Genomic DNA, 18,340 nt, shown 5'->3' with positions numbered 1-18,340 from the left:
AACACAAGGCAAACGAAAACACTGAAGTAGTTAATTAGACACTTACAAAAAATAGTGAAAAAGTTATATAAACGATGATCATCCATCAGCCGATACAATCTATAGAACCACAACAAGAGCAAAATTTCTTCAACCCATAGTCATTTTTACGGAAAATGACGTTATTTTTTAAAAAAGTGACAATTGTTTGAATACTTTTCGTTTGTTTTTTCGTACAATAATAATACCAAAACTTTTTTTGGGAGGTATGTAAAATGATGCTACTTATTTTCGCTGCTTTGACAGGGTATCTTGTTTTCTCTTTCAGTAAGGACAACCGCCGGAAAACGCCAAAGACAAGCCCGCTGGTGACAGCTGCCGACACGAATAACATCATTGATTTAAATGCGATCCGTCAAAAACGCCGGATGCCGCTATCATAAAAACGACAGCTGCCGCAAAATCGGCAGCCTTTTTTTTATGCACCCGGCCGATATGAAACCATCCGCCTCCTTTTTTCGTACAACATAAAAAAGGAGTTTTTTTATGTACCATTTTTATATCAAAGAGCGGATGTTGACGTTTAAGAATCGTTTTCAAGTGTTTCTTGAAAGCGGAAAAGAAGTCTACAATGTTGAAGGAAAGCTGTTTTCATTCGGTGATGAACTGAAGCTGACTGATTTGGACGGCCGCACGCTCGCCAGCGTCAATCAGAAACTGATGTCGCTCGTTCCCCGTTACGAGATTTCCGTCAGCGGCAAACCCGTCTGCCAAGTCATCAAGAAAGTCACGTTTTTCAAACCGAAATTTGAAATTTCCGGACTCGGCTGGGATCTTACCGGCGATGTGTGGGGCCGGAATTTTCAAGTGACAGACGGAAAATCAAACCGGATGACCGTCACCAAATCATGGATGAGCTGGGGCGATTCCTATCATTTGCAGATTGAAAAGGAAGAGGATATCGTTCTTTGTCTCGCGATCGCCATTGTGATAGATATGATTCTATTTGAGGGTGATAAATAAAATATTTATCGAAATATATTGACAATATGAGAAAACATACTAAGATTAAGAGTATTACAGTTTATTCTGAAAAATAGCATATTTCCTTATCAAGAGAGGTGGAGGGACTGGCCCTATGATACCCGGCAACCGCTGTTCAGCAGAATGGTGCTAAATCCTGAAGATAAGGTTGAGATTTGCGGACGCAAGCTCTTCCCTATCCGAGGGAAGAGCTTTTTATATTTCATCAGGAAAGAAGGAATCGTTCATGTCACAGCAAAACACAGAACAACCATTGCATACGCTTCTAAGAAAAAACCCGCCGTTTCGCGCGGATCAGGTCGGAAGCCTGCTGCGGCCGACGGCTGTGAAGCAAGCCCGCCTGCAAAGAGCGGCGGGTGAGATTTCGGCAGAACAGCTGCGCGAAATCGAAAACAGAGAAATCATCCGCAGTGTGGAAAAGCAGAAAGAAACCGGCCTCAATGTCGTGACTGACGGCGAATTCCGCCGTGCCTGGTGGCATTTTGATTTTCTCGAAAATTTAGACGGCGTCGAAGCGTTTACGCCTGAAAGCGGCATTCAGTTTCACAACGTACAGACGAAAGCGCGCGGCATTAAAGTAACGGGAGATATTGATTTTTCTCAGCATCCGATGCTCGAAGATTATAAATTCCTGCACAGCATTGCCGGCGATGCTGTTCCGAAAATGACCATCCCAAGTCCGAATATGCTGTTTTTCCGCGGAAAATTGGAAAAAGCGTCCTACCAGAATGATTACAAACAATTTCAGCACGATGTGTCAAAGGCGTATAAAAAAGCGATTCAAGCTTTCTATGACGCCGGGTGCCGCTACCTTCAGCTCGATGACACCGCATGGGCCGTTTTCTTATCAGAAGCGGGGCTTCGTCAGATTGAAGCTTTCGGCACAACGCCGGATGAGCTGCGCAAGCTGTTTGCCGCTTCCATTAATGACGCCATCAAGGACCGCCCTGACGATCTGAAGGTTACGATGCATATCTGCCGCGGCAACTTCCAATCCACATGGACGGCTGAAGGCGGCTATGATGCAGCGGCTGAAACGATTTTTGACGGGCTTGACCTTGACGGATTGTTCCTGGAATATGATGATTCCCGCTCCGGCGGCTTTGAACCGCTCCGCTATGTCAAACGCTCTGATCTTCAGCTTGTGCTTGGATTGATTACGTCGAAACATGGCGAACTTGAAGACAAGGACGCGATTAAACGCCGGATTGAAGAAGCTTCACAATATGTCAGCCTGGATCAGCTTTGCCTCAGCCCGCAATGCGGATTCGCCTCCACTGAGGAAGGAAACCTGATCACAGAAGAACAGCAATGGGCAAAACTGCGCCATGTCGTCAACATTGCCGGTGAAGTCTGGAAATAAAAAAAAGACACGCGATTAGCGTGTCTTTTCCGTTTTACAGCGGACCGGTTCCGATTAAAATATCGATATCTATCGTGACAGCAGCCTCTTTCCGGCTGATGAACCGCCGGATGCTGTCATCAGTACATTTCCATGTTAAGGGCGTCATTTTCACAAGCCGCTCGAGGTCAGGCTGCGCTAAGGTCTTCGTGTAACACAGCCGTTTGCGCTCAAAGGTTTGAAAGCCCGCTTGGAATCGTCCGGCCGCAGAATCGGCGGTGTCATTCCGCCGAGGGCTGTCTCCGAAGAAGAATTCCCTTACTTCCTTCAAATAATCACGCCGCGGCACCGCTTTAATGACTGTGCCGCCCTTTCGTAAAAGCCTGCTGCATTCCTTGTAATTCCAAGGTGATAAAACAGACATCACGACATCAAAACAGCTGTCGGCAAACGGCGCATCCGCCACATCAGCGACGGCAAAAACCAAATGATTCCCGAAGGCCTTTGCGGCATGCAGCACACCTTCTTTCGAGAGATCAATGCCGATTCCCGTCACGGAAAAAGCGGGCTGAAGCAATTTGCATACGGCGGCTAAATGAGAGCCTTCTCCGCATCCCGCATCCAATATCGCCGCCGGTTTATGCGGAGATTGCTTACGGCTGATGACGGCGGCGATCTCCTTTTGAACCGGCCCAAAAAATTCCCGGCTGTCAAAAAGCTCGCGTCTCGCTTCGAACAGCTGCCTGTCATAGCGGGTTTTGACCGATTTATTGAGGAAATTCACATATCCTTGTTTTGATATATCAAATGTATGCCCCTGTCCGCAAATCAAGCTTTTGTATTGTGAGACCGCCATGGCCGACCGGCATAGCGGACACCTGAACACGGACTGGCATGATTGCAGTAATTCCGCGCGTTTTCTTTTTATAGACGTCAAAAAAACACCTCATTCATTCGTTATTCCGATGAAATGAAAAAGGCATAGACAAATAAACCTCGCCAAATTGGAAGGTTTAACCTATTTATCTATACCTCTCATTATCTGTAACGAATGAACTGAATGATCACGAAAATGACCCCTTTTCTGCCGTCTTTTGAAGGCTGTGCCCTCAGATCCATTTTATCAGCTGCATCCCGTCTTTACAATGAACCGGAACGGTTTTTGGGGGTATTTTAAACCTTTATTATCCAATTACTTATGAACATCCTTTATTTTCTTTATTTATAATATAAATTTATTATTTTGAAAATATCTAAAAAGGTTGATTTTCAAAAATTGAAACGATAAAATACTGCTATCTCATGTAATATCGTTATTCTTGTATATGATCAGTAATATGGTCTGATTGTTTCTACCTAGTGCCGTAAAAGACTAGACTACAAGAAAGTTTGCATAAATTTGAACGAGTGAAAAGCATATGACGCTGTCTATTCTTTTCTTTTGGCTCTTATTTATCACACTTTCTGGCTTTCAGGAATTTGTGACGAATAAGAGCTTTTTTTATTTCCATAATACCCTTATAGGAGTTGCTCACATGTACTTTTTATTGAACATTGTCGGTCTCATTGTTGTCATGGCTGTTGTTTTCTTATGCTCTCCCAACAAGAAGAAGATTAAATGGCGTCCGATTGTCATGCTCCTCGTCTTTGAGTTTCTGATTACTTGGTTTATGTTAGGGACAAAAGTCGGCGGCTTTGTCATCGGGAAGATCGGCGCGTTCTTTACATGGCTGATTTCCTGCGCCAGTCAAGGAATTGCGTTCGCTTTTCCGTCTGTCATGGCCAATCCGACGGTTGATTTTTTCTTCAGCGCATTGCTGCCGATTATCTTCGTCGTGACCTTCTTTGATATGCTGTCGTATTTCGGTATTCTGCCGTGGCTCATTGATAAAATCGGCTGGCTGATTTCTAAAATATCCCGTCTGCCGAAGCTGGAGAGCTTTTTCTCCATCCAGATGATGTTTTTAGGAAATACGGAAGCTTTAGCCGTCATCCGCCAGCAGCTTGCCGCCGTCAGCAACAATCGGCTTCTGACATTCGGGCTGATGAGCATGAGCAGCATCAGCGGCTCGATCATCGGATCGTACTTGACGATGGTTCCGTCCACTTATGTGTTTACAGCCATCCCGCTGAATTGCTTAAACGCCCTTTTAATCGCCAATATGCTGAATCCCGTGGACGTTTCTAAAGAGGATGATATTATTTACGTTCCTTCAAAAGCGGAGAAAAAAGACTTCTTCTCCACAATCTCTAACAGTATGCTTGTCGGCATGAACATGGTCATTGTCATTTTAGCGATGGTGATCGGATATGTGGCGTTAACGGCCGCGTTAAACGGCGTACTCGGATTGTTCATGCACGGTTTGACCATTCAAAAGATTTTCTCATACATCTTCAGTCCGTTTGCCTTCCTTCTCGGATTAGGCGGACATGACGCGATGTATGTCGCACAGCTGATGGGCATCAAGCTCGCGACGAATGAATTTGTGGCAATGGCCGATCTGAAAGGGCAGCTGAATTCACTTCCGCCGCACACGATTGCCGTGGCTACGACATTCCTGACATCATTCGCAAACTTCAGCACCATCGGTATGATCTACGGATCTTATCAATCTCTGCTTGATGGTGAAAAATCAGCCATCATCGGAAAAAACGTCTGGAAGCTGCTTGTCAGCGGAATTGCCGTTTCCTTATTGAGCGCGGCGATTGTCGGATTGTTTGTCTGGTAATAGAAAAAAAGCGATACCGCTCCGTTTTGGAGTGATATCGCTTTTTTTTATTGATAGACGGATGCAGGTACGAAAACGTCCCGGATTCCTGCCGCGTACGGTCCGAGATCATATTGTCCGAACACAACGGCAATGCCGTTTTTCGTAAAGAAGAAAGGTCTTTCGTTATTCAGGATGATCTCCTGTTTTTTAACGTCCTGATCGAACAGATCATCATGTTTCTTGATGTAACCGTAAAGATAGTCTCTCGTCTTGTTAGCTTTCGTTTTTGTATTCAGCACATTATCGAGTGTGACCCGTTTTTTTGCGGCCAAGTCGTAATTAAAGGTCTGAACGGATGTCAGCCCGTGTGCGCCGCCTGTGTAACTGTAGTCTTCCGTCTGAATGCTGAGCTTGCCGTCTTGATTATACTTCACCTTGAAATCTGCCTGGTATTCCGCTTTGTAGCCTTGTTTCTCACCGTCTTTTTTGTTTTTCACATATTCTTTGTACGATTGTTCAATATAGCGCTTGAAGTCCTGATTGATTTTCTTTTCAAAAGATGCGTTTCCCGTATTTGTGACCTCGGGGTATGTCAGCTGCTTTACATGCTTATACGTCTGGCTTTTGACGACGGGCTTTGCGGTTTGCGCGGCCTCGGCTGAAGGCGCGAAACCTCCGAACGGCGCGGCTGTCAGCACTGTTAAGAGCACGGCCGCCATCATTTTGAATGCCTTTTTCATCACAACTCCTCCTTTTCATTACCGTTCCCTTTTTGAAAACGGTTTACACTCTATAGACAGCGCAGATCAGCAAATTGTTTCTGGGCCTTCTTTCACATTTTCTCCATAAAAAAAGAGACATGGAAAATCCACGCCTCTTTTACCGTGAAGGTCTTTGCGCAATGGCTTCATAAACGGCTTCCGCCAAATCGGAGTTGCCGAACATCTCCAAAACGCCGATAACGGTTTGATCAGGAATCCGTTCTGATTCCTCCTTCGGCACGACAAGTTCTTCAGCCGTTTTTCGCAGCTCTTCGTTTAAAGGCTGTCCGGGATAAGCCTTGCTGTAAATGGCCATCGGATCAAGGTCATGATTGACGCACCATTGGGCAAACACCAAAATCATCATGTTTTCGTCACGCCGGTAATATTCTTCGAGTTGTTTTTCGGTAAACGGCTTCACTATCATTCGCTCCTCCAGAAAATCTACCCCTAAGATACACAAACACAGAGCGGAAGTAAACCAAAGAGGGTGAAACATATTATTTCATCAACCCGACTGCTTTAAATAGCGCATGCCCTGACTCTCTAAAAACTGTTGTCTGAATGTCCCGGACAGCGGAAGGGACGGATTTGCACGGAAGCCATTTTCGTTTTCTCCCAATATTAATGCTTCGTTCAGATATTTCACTTTCACAATAAAAAAGCGCCCCTCTCATAAAAGGCGCTTTTTCATTCTTATATGCTTCTGTCCCAATGCCGATGCTCAGCCACGGCCTTCAGAAATTGTTCATGGTTTCCGTCCGGAACAAGGCCTGGGCCGTTTTCGGTTCCGGCGGCGAGGGCGAGAAGTTCTTTTCCTTCACCGGAGGCGCCGATCGCTTTGTAATGGCTGAAGGCTTCGCTGACGAAGTCTCTGGCCGATTTTTGGGCTTTGAGGCTGTCTGTGCTTTGTTTTCCGCCCGGAATGAAAACAGCGTCGTACAGGACGGAATCCGCTGTCAGGAAAGTGGCTGACGCTTCGAGCTCCGTGCCGTTTTCTCCCTTGACGGTTCCCAGCGCGGGGCTGATGATATCGGCTCTGACTCCCGCCTGTTTGCATGCATCAAGCACTTGTTTGACTTTCTCATCAGAAAACCCGTGGTCGGTTAAAACCGCAACCTGCCTTGTCGCTGCCGTCTTCACCGTGTTTTCCTGGCTTAAGGCCGGGGAAGTGAACGTTTCATCAGATTCACGGTCCTTCGGCGGCGGGTTCACGCCGATTCCTTTCGCAACACGCTCGGCTAGCCCGGCGTCGACGTGACTGAAGACATCAACCACCTGCTGCTGCACATCCTTGCTGTTCACTTTTCCGACTTCAAAACAGAACGCGGAGATGATATGTTCTTTCTCAGCGGGAGACATGCTGTTCCAGAACATCTTGGCCTGAGAAAAATAGTCATTGAAGCTCTCACTGCGCTGGCGGATTTTTCTGCCTTCTACTTTTTCCTGGTAATGAACGTATCCGCCTTCTTCTTCTGAGGCCGGCGACGGATCATTGTTCTGCAGGGAATTTTTATGATAGGCGACGGGACCCTTATTAATCGTCATCCGGTGGTAGCCGTCGTATTGGTTGTTATGGAACGGGCAGACCGGCCGGTTGATCGGAATCTCGTGAAAATTCGGCCCGCCAAGACGGATGAGCTGTGTATCTGTATAAGAGAAAAGCCGACCTTGAAGAAGCGGATCATTGGTGAAATCAATGCCCGGCACGACATTTCCCGGGTGAAAGGCGACCTGTTCCGTTTCCGCAAAGACATTGTCCTGATTGCGGTCGAGGGTCATTTTTCCGATCAGCTTGACGGGAACCAACTCCTCCGGCCACAGCTTCGTCGGATCAAGGATATCGAAATCAAACTTAAATTCATCTTCTTCGTCAATCATCTGAACACCGAGCTCATACTCGACTTTGCCGCCGTTTTCAATCGTTTCCCACAGGTCGCGGCGGTTGAAATCGGGATCTTTCCCGGCAATTTTCTGCGCTTCATCCCATACGAGGGAATGAACGCCGAGCACGGGTTTCCAGTGGAATTTGACAAAGCGCGCTTTTCCTTTCTCGTTGACGAAACGGAACGTATGCACGCCGAAGCCCTCCATCATCCGATAGCTTCGCGGGATGCCGCGGTCAGACATCGTCCACATGACCATGTGCGCGGATTCAGGATTGTTTGCGACAAAATCCCAGAACGTATCATGAGCCGTCGCAGCCTGCGGCATTTCATTGTGCGGTTCCGGTTTTATGGCGTGAACGAGATCCGGGAATTTGATCGCGTCCTGAATGAAGAACACCGGAATATTGTTTCCGACGAGGTCATAGTTCCCTTCTTCAGTATAAAACTTCGTCGCAAATCCCCTGGCGTCACGGACGGTGTCGGCTGACCCCTTGGAGCCCGCCACTGTTGAGAAACGGACGAAAACAGGTGTTTTGACAGACGGGTCCTGCAAAAATTTCGCCCGTGTATATTCCGTCATCGGTTCGTACACCTGAAAATGCCCATGAACGCCGTACCCGCGTGCATGAACGACTCGTTCCGGAATCCGCTCGTGGTCAAAGTGCGTCATTTTCTCCCGGAAGTGAAAATCCTCCATCAGCGTCGGGCCGCGAACCCCGGCTTTTAACGAATGCTCATCCTCTGACACCCGCAAGCCTTGGTTTGTCGTCATTTTCTTCCCGCTGTTATCGGCCCTGTACTGCTCAAGCTGCTCGTCCTTTGAGTGTTCATTTACACGTTTGTTTTGGTCTTCACACATGTCTGCTCCCCCTTTTTAAAACGAAACATTCTACAGCACATTTACCCGTGGCGTTCTTCATATAAACTGCTAATCCGCTCATTAGGATTTTTGGTCTACATATAGATATGCGGTCATACACATTTGAAATAAGCCTTCTTCACAGAAAGAAAGGATGGAAGCGCTTACCAAAAAAGCTGTTGAATAGGGGAGGTCATATCATGCTTGCCATACTCGGTTTTGTGATGATGATTGTCTTTATGTACCTTATTATGTCTAACCGGCTTTCCGCTCTTATTGCTTTGATTGTCGTTCCTATTGTGTTCGCCCTGATCAGCGGATTTGGCAAAGATCTCGGCGAGATGATGATTCAGGGCGTTACAGACCTCGCCCCTACCGGTATCATGCTGTTATTCGCCATCCTGTATTTCGGCATTATGATTGACTCGGGCCTGTTTGATCCTCTCATTGCCAAAATCTTATCGTTTGTCAAAGGAGATCCGTTAAAAATCGCCGTAGGCACAGCGGTTCTGACCATGACCATTTCGCTGGACGGAGATGGGACAACAACCTATATGATTACCATTGCAGCGATGCTGCCTCTCTACAAACGGCTCGGCATGAACCGTTTGGTGTTAGCGGGAATAGCGATGCTCGGTTCGGGGGTTATGAATATTATCCCGTGGGGCGGCCCGACTGCGAGGGTTTTGGCCTCCTTAAAATTGGACACGTCAGAGGTCTTCACGCCGCTGATTCCCGCTATGATCGCCGGCATTCTCTGGGTGATCGCCGTTGCTTATATCCTCGGAAAGAAAGAGCGGAAGCGGCTCGGCGTCATTTCGATTGATCACGCACCGTCTTCCGATCCGGAGGCCGCACCGCTCAAGCGCCCCGCTCTTCAATGGTTTAACCTGCTGCTGACTGTCGCTCTGATGGCCGCACTGATCACCAGCCTGCTGCCGCTTCCTGTTCTTTTTATGACTGCGTTCGCCGTTGCCTTGATGGTTAACTATCCAAATGTCAAAGAGCAGCAGAAACGAATCTCGGCGCATGCGGGTAATGCGTTAAACGTTGTCTCAATGGTGTTTGCTGCGGGCATATTCACAGGCATTCTCTCCGGCACAAAAATGGTGGATGCCATGGCGCATTCTCTCGTTTCACTCATCCCTGATGCCATGGGCCCGCACCTGCCGTTGATCACTGCGATCGTCAGCATGCCATTCACCTTTTTCATGTCGAATGACGCCTTTTACTTCGGTGTCCTTCCCATCATCGCCGAAGCCGCTTCCGCTTACGGAATAGACGCCGCTGAAATCGGAAGGGCCTCCTTGCTGGGGCAGCCTGTGCATCTGCTCAGCCCGCTAGTGCCTTCCACCTATCTATTGGTTGGAATGGCAGGCGTCAGCTTTGGCGATCATCAAAAATTCACTATTAAATGGGCCGTGGGAACAACGATTGTGATGACGATTGCGGCGCTTTTGATTGGGATTATTTCGTTTTAATCAAAAAAGGATTTCCGTTGGCGGAAATCCTTTTCTGTACATTATTTTTTTGTATAGCGCACCCAGTCATAATGAGCGTATAGCGGATTTACACCATTGTAGGAACCGAGCCAGTCATCGACACCTATCCCATTCCACAAGTTCATCATGATCTTTCCCGGTGTTGTCGGGATTTGGCTTGTCGCAGTATGTTTTAATTGCCCATCGACATACCATTTAATAGAGTTTGGCTGCCAATCGAACGCATACGTATGATAGGCATTGGCCGCGTCAAATCCGAGATCCGCAACCTTCTCATGGTTTCCCGCGCCATTTGTATAATAATTAAATTGAACCTTTGTCGTGTCTTTTCCTAAAAATTCGATATCAATCTCATCCCAAGGAGTGCCATCCGTTGGACCTGTATAAGTGAAGAACGATGAAACGATCCCTGTGTTTTTAGCCGGTTTCATTCTGACTTCATAAAGTCCATAGCCATAGGTTTGAACGGAGCGGTTCTCCCCGCAGTCAAACTTGTTATAAGACGGGCTTGTCAGCGCCAAACGCATTTCACCTGATGACGTCATGGATACATTATTTGCACGCCATGTGCAGTTGAACATATCTCCATTGGAGTAACCATTTGCTTTTTGCCATAATCCGGAGTTATAGCTGTTAAAAGGTTCAAAAAACGATCCGCCTGTTTGAGCTGATGCAGTAGAAGTGATCGCACACAAACTCAAAAACAATCCAGTGACAAGAAGCAGCAGCACTCGTTTCATACGATAAAACATGTCGGCATTCCCCTTTCTTTGAAAGCGATTTCTTTATCGATCATACATGATTCTGTTAAAAGGGGACATCGGTCAGAATAATGATAATAATGAATCTTAAAAAACCTAAATTACCATCAGCACAAACAGAAATCAGCGCTCATTGTAATTTAGGTTTTGCCTGCCTTAACCAAGTCATATGTGAATGTAAGACAAAATAAATACAAGGAAACTAAAATGGAATGCCCCGGCCCATGATGACCAATTCCTGATTGCCTTCTTTGAGGATACTGACGACATTATTATTAATGACTTTCGCAATCTTCAATTCTGTCTCCCTCCCGCCTGACCATTTACCTGCTACACCTTGATTGTACATTCTTTTTGAACTAGGTCAATATCTCCATGTCAATCAGAAAACGCCGTTCAGAAATCTTTGTCCAACGATGAGGCAGAGGCGCATATAATGCAGAGAACCGGTTTTTGGGAAGGAGCGTGTGTGATGAAACGGTTTTCGAAAGAAGAAAGCAGCTGGATGCTGTATGATTGGGCCAATTCAGCTTATTCGGTCATTATTATGACGGCGGTGTTCCCCTTGTTTTTTAAAGCGGCGGCGGCGGAAAACGGCGTCAGCGCAGCTGATTCCACCGCTTATTTGGGCTATACGATTGCCGCCGCGACTTTTATTTTGGCGATGCTCAGCCCCGTCTTAGGAACGATTGCCGACTACAAAGGATGCAAGAAACGGTTTTTTGCCTTCTTTTTTCTGATCGGTGTGGCGGGCACCGCCGCGCTGGCTTTGATTCCCGGCGAATCTTGGATGCTGTTATTAATTTGTTATACGATCTCCACGATCGGCTTTGCCGGATCTAATGTGTTTTATGATGCGTTTCTCGTTGATGTGGCCGCAAAGGAGCGGATGAATATGGTGTCCGCCAGGGGGTTTGGGCTGGGCTATATCGGCAGTACAATCCCTTTTCTCCTCAGCATTGCCGTGATTCTGTCAGCACAAGCGGAGGTGATTCCGCTGTCCGCCCAGACTGCGGGCCGCATTGCCTTTTTGATTACGGCGGCATGGTGGGGGCTGTTTTCGATCCCGCTCCTTCTCCGCGTCCGCCAGCGCTATTATATCGAGAGGGAGCCGCGGCTTGTGATCAGCAGTTTTATACGGCTGGCCGGCACGCTGAAGCAGATCAGGAAGCACCGGGCGCTGTTTTTGTTTCTGCTCGCCTATTTCTTCTACATCGACGGGGTCGGCACCATCATTACGATGTCCACGTCATACGGGGCTGACCTCGGCATCAGCGCGGCAAATCTGCTGATTGTTTTATTTGTCACACAGGTCGTCGCCGCGCCTTTTTCAATTTTGTACGGGCGGCTGGCCGAACGGTTTAAGGGAAAAACAATGCTTTATGCCGGCATCGGCGTGTATATGATTGTCTGCACGTATGCTTATTTTATGGATTCCGCTTTTGATTTCTGGGTTTTGGCTATGCTTGTCGCCACTTCCCAAGGCGGTATTCAGGCGCTGAGCCGCTCTTACTTTGCAAAGCTTGTCCCCAAACAGAACGCCAATGAGTTTTTCGGCTTTTATAATATCTTCGGCAAGTTCGCTTCGATTATCGGCCCGCTTTTGATTGCCGTCACCGCCCAGCTGACCGGAAATTCGTCAGCCGCCGTGTTCAGCCTGATTTTGTTATTTGTAATCGGCATTGCCATCCTTGCGTTTGTGCCTGAGGAAACGGCGTAAAAAAAGCCTGCACGCGGCAGGCTTTCTTTTTTTATTTCTTGGCTTTATGGACTTTCAGTTTTTTGCCTTTGACCGTCGTATTTTTCATGATGTCAAGAACGTGCGGGCCTTTGCCGTTCAGAATTTCGACGTACGATGCGTTGTCCAGAATCGTGATAATCCCGATATCATCGGCTGAAACGCCGTCGATTTTCGCGATCGTCCCGACAAAATCGACCGCTCTGAGTTTTTTCTTTTTCCCGCCGTTAAAGTACAGCTTCATGATGTCTTTGTTTAACTGTTCGCTTTTGTCTGTTTTGACATCGGGGCGGGCGTTCAATTTTTCCGCAAATGCCGCTTTCCGTTCCGCTGTTTCTTTCTCAGACGGCGCCTCCCGCTTTTGGATGCGGAAACCGATATATGTCTCAATGTCATTCAGAAACCGCGATTCAGACGGCGTCACAAACGTAACGGCCAGTCCGCGGTGTCCGGCGCGGCCCGTTCTGCCTGTGCGGTGCACATAGCTTTCTTTTTCAAGCGGAATATCATAATTGATGACGAGGTTGATGTTTTCGATATCAATTCCTCTGGCGGCAACGTCGGTCGCAATGAGATAGCGGAACTCGCCGCGCTTGAATTCATTCATGACGTCAAAGCGGTCTTCCTGCACCATACCGCCGTGAATTTTATCGCAAGGGTAGCCCAGCCTGTCCAGCTCATCGGTTAACTGGATGACCCTTTCTTTTGTCCGGCAGAATATGATGCAGCTGTCCGGGTTTTCGGTGATCAGAACATCACGCAGCAAAGATGTTTTGTCCTCTTCTTCTGTTCTGGTGACAAAATGCTCGATGTCTTTTGTCGTCAGGCCTTCCGCTTTTACTTCAATCAATTCAGGGTCTTTCATATATGTGCGGCTCAGCTTCTCGACGTCATCCGGCAGCGTCGCTGAAAACAGCATGGTGACTCTGTTTTTCGGCAGATGCTGAATGATGGCTTCCACCTGTTCAATAAATCCCATATTCAGCATTTCATCCGCTTCGTCAATCACCACATACGCCAGCCGCTCAAGCGGCAGCGTCCCTTTTTCTATGTGATCAAGCACACGTCCCGGCGTTCCGGCAACGACGTGGCTTTTTTGCTTCAGTTCGGTTTTCTGTTTGTCAAAAGAAGCTTTTCCGAAAACCGCCGTGGCTTTTATCCGTTTGAAACGGCCGATATTCGTGATATCTTCTTTAATCTGCGCCGCAAGCTCGCGGGTCGGCGTTAAAATCAGGGCCTGCGGTTTGTTTTCCTCCCACTCCGCAAGCTCGCAGATCGGAATGCCGAAAGCCGCGGTTTTGCCGCTGCCCGTCTGCGATTTGACGACGAGGTCTTTTTTTTGCAGCGCGGCGGGGATGACGCGCCGCTGCACTTCAGTCGGCTCGGTGTATTGCAAGCCATTCAGCGCCCGTCGGATCTCGGGGCTGATCGCATATTCATTAAACTCATTCATGACTAAACTCCTTCTCTGTCCGGCTCCCCTCATTATACGCGAAATGCCGCCGCTTTACCCTGACGTTTTGCCGGGCCGTTCGGGGGACTGCTTTTTCTTCATGTCGAGCACGACCCATTTGGCGCAATAAAAGCTCATGCTTCCTTCCCCGTCATTGACATAGTAGCGGATCGATTCCCAGCCGCCGTCGACCGGGCTGATATCCAGATGGATGTCGGTGATGCTTTCAAGATCATCCAGCCGGGCAGACCTCACATCCTCAAACCGCAGCACGGCATCATACTGTCCGTCAGTCAGCTTCAGCTCAAACACCGGGATTTTATCATAATACTCGTTATACCCGGTATAGAAAGTAAACTCCGTCAATTCAAAACAACCCGGCGAATCCGGCCCCAGCAGAACTGCTTTCTCATGTTTGTGCCACTCCATTTTGCGCCTCCTTCTCCTCTGCTGCTTCATATTGACGGCAGTAAAAGCGGAACGTTTGATCCTCCCACTCCTCTATGAGAAAGTGCCGTCCATCATCGCCGTCAGCAACAGGATCAATTGTTACAATGCCTGAACCAGCCGCATGACTCTCCATTTCTTTTATCCGAACGGAAGAAACGTCTTTGCATGTGAGCTTTACATGAATGAGCTGATGTTCATACTCGGAGGAAAACGCCAACTCAATTACAGAAATCTCCCCTTCCCGGAAGAGGCGGAATTCTAAAATCTCATGAATCAGCCACTTATTCTTTTTCATTTTCTATTAATTCCCCTATAGCAGCGGCATACAATTCAACGCCGGCAGTCTCATGATCCCACAGATAAACGGTCTCCTCCATTACGCCGTCCGCTTTCTTCAAGCACAGCTTATCCCCGGTTCCGTTGTCGGCAATTACAATCATGTCGTCGGGCATGCTTTCTTCTCTGCACACACTGTTTTGCCTGATCACATCATCCCAGGTTTTCTGTAAACGGCCTTGTTCACGGATAGGGAAAAAAATCCACTCCCCGATTTCCGCGGGGTTCTTTTTATGAAGCAGCCGTTTATATGCTTTCGGAAAAGACGCTCTCAAGCTTTTTTCCGCAGCCCTGAACTCTTCTTCTGTCATCGTTATTCCTCCCCCATAAAACATGAGATGCATTCGCAAGCGGCATTCACTTTTGAAATAAGACAGGAGCGTTTCTTTCTATCGCCCTTATTAGCGGTGAGCCAAAAACCGTAATGGTTTGCTGCCGCGGATCCCCTGACAGCCCCCACTGAAAGTCCTGATGAATAAAGAAACAATAGTCTCCGTTTGGGATAACGGGGACCAGCCATTCGCCGAATTCATCTTTATCAATTGGCGCATGAGGATTAAATAGATAACATTCATGCTGCCAGTCCAGCGCATATATAAACTCTTGCTTTAAGGTACAAGATTGAAATGCCTTTAGTATCTGCACCTCTGCATCTTCCAAAAAACTGATATTCCCTTTTTCATCATTGAATCCTTGAGATACATTAAAAACTTGAAACGGCTTCGGAGGTTTTATTGAAGCAAATCTACTGTACGGTTTCCATTTCACTGCGCGATTCACCCTGCGCCACAATTGCTCTGTCTCCTCCTCACTCAAACAATGCCAATTCATATATTTCTGCCTCCCGCGGTTTCAAATGTTTCACCTCTGCCATCCAATCTTTTAATTCTTCAATCGTATGCAGATACGAATCAGGCGAATCTTTCAGAACAAACCCGCTCAAATACACGAGCATCTCCCAAACGTTTTCATCCTCAACCTCCGGATCATGTGCAGCCACGTACTCACACGCCCAATCCGACACTTCTTCCCTTGCCGCTTGACCGTTCAGGATCAGATCAGCCTTCTTCAGACATTCTGCCATTGTGTTCTTTCATGTTAGAAGCCTGCCTTTCGAATTGTTTAAAATGCTGACTAACAGCCTCCTGGCCCGTTCGTGCCGCCCGATGTCCCGGCTGAGCTCCGGGTAATCTGTTAAAGCGTTTTCCAGATGCGCATATTGAGGATACAGCTCAAAAAAGGATTTATATAAGGCTTTACGCTGCCACTTAGGCATTTGTTTATTCGCCAAAACAACATCTAAGCTGCCGCAGACAAGCGCGAAATATTCATAAAAATCCCCCGCGCAGGCAACCCCCTCAAAGTCTTCTTCAAAACTCCCCGCATCTGAGGGCAGCGGACCCTTCAATTCTTTTTTGTGAAACTTCAGGTTTCTGATGAGGTCATCATTTAAAGAATATCTGTTGGATCTCAACATTTCATTTAGCCGAAAAGAATTCATTTTGTTTCCCATTACTTATATCCCGCTTGTAGATCCCCGAAGTCGAGACCGCGTAAATGGCATTACTTGTCAGCTTCAGCTGATGCCCCGAAAGCTCACGGCCATCCGGATCACAGCACGTTACCTCTTGCACCGGCAGACTGACATCAGCCGGAATGAAGGACAGTGAATGATCATCTTTGCATATCCAAAACCCGTCATCTGAAATCGCAAGCTGATCATATACCCCTGAACATGCTTTATCAGAAATAATCCACACTCGTTTCACGTCCGTCTCATCAAACGCAGCAATGACTGTATAAGAGTAATACAGCATGTAGATCAGTCCGTTTTTTTCCGCAAGCGCATAGCAGTCATCTACAACGGGCGCATATATTTCTGAAAGCTGCTGATCAATGTGAGTTTCCTTTAATTGTCCGTCTAAAGTGAAGCACAGCACACTTTGACCATCAGGATTTTCATCGCTATAAATGCCTTCATCACTTAAACCGATCCAAAGGTTTTGTTTTTCGTCCAAAAGACTGCATGAAACCCCTGAAGGCAGAGAAAATGCACTTTGTTCTGTTCCATCTGCTGAAAATACTTTCACTTTATGCTCATGCGATTCAAAGAAAATCAGCACATACCTGTCAGCCGAACTCTGTTGAAACAGCATAATATCCTCACACGGAATTTGTTCATCAATATGAATCACTCGGGTATCGCCGGATTCATCCGTGATTGTAAACGAGAGACCGCCATTCTGATGCCGTCCAAGATACTGACGTCCGCAGTTGTCAAAGTGACAAAAACATCCTTTTACTGATTCATCGTGTATCTTGTTCATTTTTATTTTCATGTAATTGCCCCTTGCTATTTATAATGCGCGGCGAGCTTTTTTTGAAATTCATCCGGAACGATCTGATCCGGGAATACAACTGATATCCAGTCTAAAACATGATCATCTAACGGCCTCCATGATTCTAACGTTTTTCCCGCAATCTCCTGATCAATGCCTAAAATACAAATTTCAAATTCTCTCTCTCCGTAAATCGCCCACTTGAAAGTCGGTGAAGCCCAAACAACACGAGATGCAATGTTCAATATACAGTCATTTTTACTGTGCTTTGGATAATCAGTTAAGATTGAAAGATATTCATCTGCAGTTATATGCAAAGGGATCTTTAACCAGTTAAAATATCCGAATTTCTCGTAAAACCGATTCATATCATCCGAGTGTTCCAGAACGGCCATTAAGATAAATTCATCGTGATGATGATGCGCCAAACTTTTGAGCATCATCCAGCCTTCTTCAGACAAGACCCAGTGGAATTCCTCGAATAGATAATAATGTTTTTGTTGTTTAAATACTTGTTCGGGCAACGTTTTGTCTTCATGAAATAAGGAATATATCTGGGATTGAAAGACTGCCGATTCCTTTGTGTTCTTTATAAAAAAGGGATGCATCTTGTACCTCTTATTTTCGGGGGTTTATACGCAAGCTCACAGCCATATTCTGTGTGGAATAAACGGTTTCCAACGTATAAATGTATTTGCTGCAGATCCACGGTTTGGTTTCTGTCCTTTAAGAAAAGAGAGGCTGGGAACCTCTCTTATTTGTTTATTTATGACTTCGAACGATACGTATAAAATGATTGGTCGTCAAAGCGAACGGTTTCAGCTTCTACAGCAATCAGCATTCTGTTCATGTCAATGAGAAAGTTAGCATTTGATTGATACTCCGGAATTACAGAATTTGATAGATTTCCGATTCCTTCCGGATGATAACTCATCTCAAATACTTGCCAATTGTATTCTTCGGGATCTATTTTTTCTAATCTCATATCGCCAATATCTGCGCTAAAATAAACAGATGCTACATTTTGAAATAATATTTTATGTGTATATTCACTTTCTTTTTCAAAAACCTTAATATCAAGTGAAAGTTCTTTTTTAAACACATTAAAATCAAAATGAAGGACAGCGCACCCCTCATCTATATAATCAACCCAATCAATTATTGTTTTGTACATTG

At 46.5% G+C, this 18,340-nt stretch carries 22 protein-coding genes, 1 pseudogene and 2 riboswitches; of the genes and pseudogenes, 6 read left to right on the top strand and 17 right to left on the bottom strand.

The features are described from left to right. The first annotated feature begins 254 nt into the window (after window positions 1-254). The 3 genes from OVA33_RS05635 to OVA33_RS05625 all read left to right on the top strand — a co-directional run bounded on the left by OVA33_RS05635 (window position 255) and on the right by OVA33_RS05625 (window position 2,386). Window positions 255-422 carry a hypothetical protein gene (locus OVA33_RS05635; protein WP_003150808.1) on the top strand — a complete coding sequence of 56 codons (168 nt, stop codon included), beginning with the start codon at window positions 255-257 and terminating at the stop codon, window positions 420-422. Window positions 423-525: 103 nt separating this feature from the next. Then, window positions 526-1,002 (top strand): LURP-one-related/scramblase family protein, encoded by a 477-nt coding sequence (locus OVA33_RS05630; RefSeq protein ID WP_025650049.1) that lies wholly within the window; start codon window positions 526-528, stop codon window positions 1,000-1,002. An 83-nt stretch (window positions 1,003-1,085) separates the two neighbouring features. Beyond that, window positions 1,086-1,172: riboswitch (SAM riboswitch) on the top strand. A gap of 77 nt (window positions 1,173-1,249) precedes the next feature. After that, the gene (locus OVA33_RS05625; protein WP_017418593.1) at window positions 1,250-2,386 is read left to right on the top strand and encodes a 5-methyltetrahydropteroyltriglutamate--homocysteine S-methyltransferase; all 1,137 of its coding nucleotides are present in this window, start codon (window positions 1,250-1,252) and stop codon (window positions 2,384-2,386) included. A gap of 34 nt (window positions 2,387-2,420) precedes the next feature. Here the strand turns inward: OVA33_RS05625 and OVA33_RS05620 are convergent, their stop codons facing one another. Then, on the bottom strand, window positions 2,421-3,302 hold the full coding sequence (locus OVA33_RS05620; RefSeq protein WP_017418592.1) for a methyltransferase domain-containing protein: 882 nt from the start codon (window positions 3,300-3,302) through the stop codon (window positions 2,421-2,423). 362 nt (window positions 3,303-3,664) lie between these two features. Continuing rightward, window positions 3,665-3,765, top strand: a riboswitch (purine riboswitch). Between the two features lie 135 nt (window positions 3,766-3,900). Here OVA33_RS05620 and OVA33_RS05615 point away from each other — a divergent pair. Next, window positions 3,901-5,094, top strand: a complete 1,194-nt coding sequence (locus OVA33_RS05615) for a NupC/NupG family nucleoside CNT transporter (protein WP_014419242.1) — start codon at window positions 3,901-3,903, stop codon at window positions 5,092-5,094. Between the two features lie 47 nt (window positions 5,095-5,141). Here OVA33_RS05615 and OVA33_RS05610 read toward each other — a convergent pair whose 3' ends face one another. The 4 genes from OVA33_RS05610 to OVA33_RS05595 all read right to left on the bottom strand — a co-directional run bounded on the left by OVA33_RS05610 (window position 5,142) and on the right by OVA33_RS05595 (window position 8,585). Continuing rightward, on the bottom strand, window positions 5,142-5,816 hold the full coding sequence (locus OVA33_RS05610) for a DUF3298 and DUF4163 domain-containing protein (protein WP_017418591.1): 675 nt from the start codon (window positions 5,814-5,816) through the stop codon (window positions 5,142-5,144). A 139-nt stretch (window positions 5,817-5,955) separates the two neighbouring features. Next, window positions 5,956-6,264: a hypothetical protein gene (locus tag OVA33_RS05605; protein ID WP_017418590.1), complete on the bottom strand. Its 309-nt coding sequence runs from the start codon at window positions 6,262-6,264 to the stop codon at window positions 5,956-5,958. Window positions 6,265-6,345: 81 nt separating this feature from the next. Continuing rightward, window positions 6,346-6,492 (bottom strand): hypothetical protein, encoded by a 147-nt coding sequence (locus OVA33_RS05600; protein WP_017418589.1) that lies wholly within the window; start codon window positions 6,490-6,492, stop codon window positions 6,346-6,348. A gap of 41 nt (window positions 6,493-6,533) precedes the next feature. Continuing rightward, entirely contained in the window at window positions 6,534-8,585 is a 2,052-nt protein-coding gene (locus tag OVA33_RS05595; protein ID WP_025650048.1) for a catalase, read from the bottom strand. 200 nt (window positions 8,586-8,785) lie between these two features. Here OVA33_RS05595 and citH point away from each other — a divergent pair, with 200 nt between their 5' ends. After that, window positions 8,786-10,066 (top strand): citrate transporter CitH, encoded by a 1,281-nt coding sequence (gene citH / locus OVA33_RS05590; protein ID WP_003227205.1) that lies wholly within the window; start codon window positions 8,786-8,788, stop codon window positions 10,064-10,066. 41 nt (window positions 10,067-10,107) lie between these two features. Here the strand turns inward: citH and bglS are convergent, their stop codons facing one another. Both bglS and OVA33_RS05580 read right to left on the bottom strand, forming a co-directional pair. Continuing rightward, window positions 10,108-10,839, bottom strand: coding sequence for a beta-glucanase (bglS, locus tag OVA33_RS05585; protein ID WP_017418586.1), 732 nt, complete (start codon window positions 10,837-10,839; stop codon window positions 10,108-10,110). A 214-nt stretch (window positions 10,840-11,053) separates the two neighbouring features. Then, a pseudogene (locus tag OVA33_RS05580) lies at window positions 11,054-11,146 on the bottom strand (CAT RNA binding domain-containing protein); the annotation flags it as partial. Between the two features lie 171 nt (window positions 11,147-11,317). Between OVA33_RS05580 and OVA33_RS05575 the strand changes: the two are divergent. Continuing rightward, on the top strand, window positions 11,318-12,568 hold the full coding sequence (locus OVA33_RS05575) for an MFS transporter (RefSeq protein WP_128974149.1): 1,251 nt from the start codon (window positions 11,318-11,320) through the stop codon (window positions 12,566-12,568). A gap of 31 nt (window positions 12,569-12,599) precedes the next feature. Here the strand turns inward: OVA33_RS05575 and OVA33_RS05570 are convergent, their stop codons facing one another. From OVA33_RS05570 to OVA33_RS05525, 10 genes are all read right to left on the bottom strand, one after another. Beyond that, window positions 12,600-14,039 (bottom strand): DEAD/DEAH box helicase, encoded by a 1,440-nt coding sequence (locus OVA33_RS05570; protein WP_071182071.1) that lies wholly within the window; start codon window positions 14,037-14,039, stop codon window positions 12,600-12,602. Between the two features lie 54 nt (window positions 14,040-14,093). Further along, the gene (locus OVA33_RS05565) at window positions 14,094-14,468 is read right to left on the bottom strand and encodes a hypothetical protein (protein WP_025650045.1); all 375 of its coding nucleotides are present in this window, start codon (window positions 14,466-14,468) and stop codon (window positions 14,094-14,096) included. After that, the gene (locus OVA33_RS05560; protein ID WP_025650044.1) at window positions 14,449-14,784 is read right to left on the bottom strand and encodes a hypothetical protein; all 336 of its coding nucleotides are present in this window, start codon (window positions 14,782-14,784) and stop codon (window positions 14,449-14,451) included. Before OVA33_RS05560 ends, OVA33_RS05565 begins: the two co-directional genes overlap by 20 nt. Beyond that, the gene (locus tag OVA33_RS05555; protein ID WP_025650043.1) at window positions 14,771-15,136 is read right to left on the bottom strand and encodes an SMI1/KNR4 family protein; all 366 of its coding nucleotides are present in this window, start codon (window positions 15,134-15,136) and stop codon (window positions 14,771-14,773) included. The genes OVA33_RS05560 and OVA33_RS05555 overlap by 14 nt, the downstream gene beginning before the upstream one ends. Window positions 15,137-15,182: 46 nt before the next feature. Then, entirely contained in the window at window positions 15,183-15,656 is a 474-nt protein-coding gene (locus OVA33_RS05550) for a DUF2716 domain-containing protein (protein WP_025650042.1), read from the bottom strand. Continuing rightward, the gene (locus tag OVA33_RS05545; RefSeq protein ID WP_025650041.1) at window positions 15,634-15,909 is read right to left on the bottom strand and encodes a hypothetical protein; all 276 of its coding nucleotides are present in this window, start codon (window positions 15,907-15,909) and stop codon (window positions 15,634-15,636) included. Before OVA33_RS05545 ends, OVA33_RS05550 begins: the two co-directional genes overlap by 23 nt. A gap of 9 nt (window positions 15,910-15,918) precedes the next feature. Beyond that, the gene (locus OVA33_RS05540; protein ID WP_025650040.1) at window positions 15,919-16,302 is read right to left on the bottom strand and encodes a YxiJ family protein; all 384 of its coding nucleotides are present in this window, start codon (window positions 16,300-16,302) and stop codon (window positions 15,919-15,921) included. A 1-nt stretch (window position 16,303) separates the two neighbouring features. Then, a complete protein-coding gene (locus tag OVA33_RS05535) occupies window positions 16,304-17,164 on the bottom strand; it encodes a hypothetical protein (RefSeq protein ID WP_025650039.1) in 861 nt (286 codons plus the stop codon). Window positions 17,165-17,178: 14 nt separating this feature from the next. Beyond that, window positions 17,179-17,772, bottom strand: coding sequence for a hypothetical protein (locus OVA33_RS05530; protein WP_025650038.1), 594 nt, complete (start codon window positions 17,770-17,772; stop codon window positions 17,179-17,181). Window positions 17,773-17,930: 158 nt separating this feature from the next. After that, on the bottom strand, window positions 17,931-18,338 hold the full coding sequence (locus OVA33_RS05525) for a YxiG family protein (RefSeq protein WP_063636544.1): 408 nt from the start codon (window positions 18,336-18,338) through the stop codon (window positions 17,931-17,933). Between the last annotated feature and the right edge of the window lie 2 nt (window positions 18,339-18,340).

This window comes from Bacillus sp. KICET-1, assembly GCF_027721405.1.
Classification (GTDB): Bacteria; Bacillota; Bacilli; order Bacillales; family Bacillaceae; genus Bacillus; species Bacillus velezensis.
Note: the sequence above shows the minus strand (reverse complement) of the source record. Positions and strands in the feature narration are given on the sequence as shown.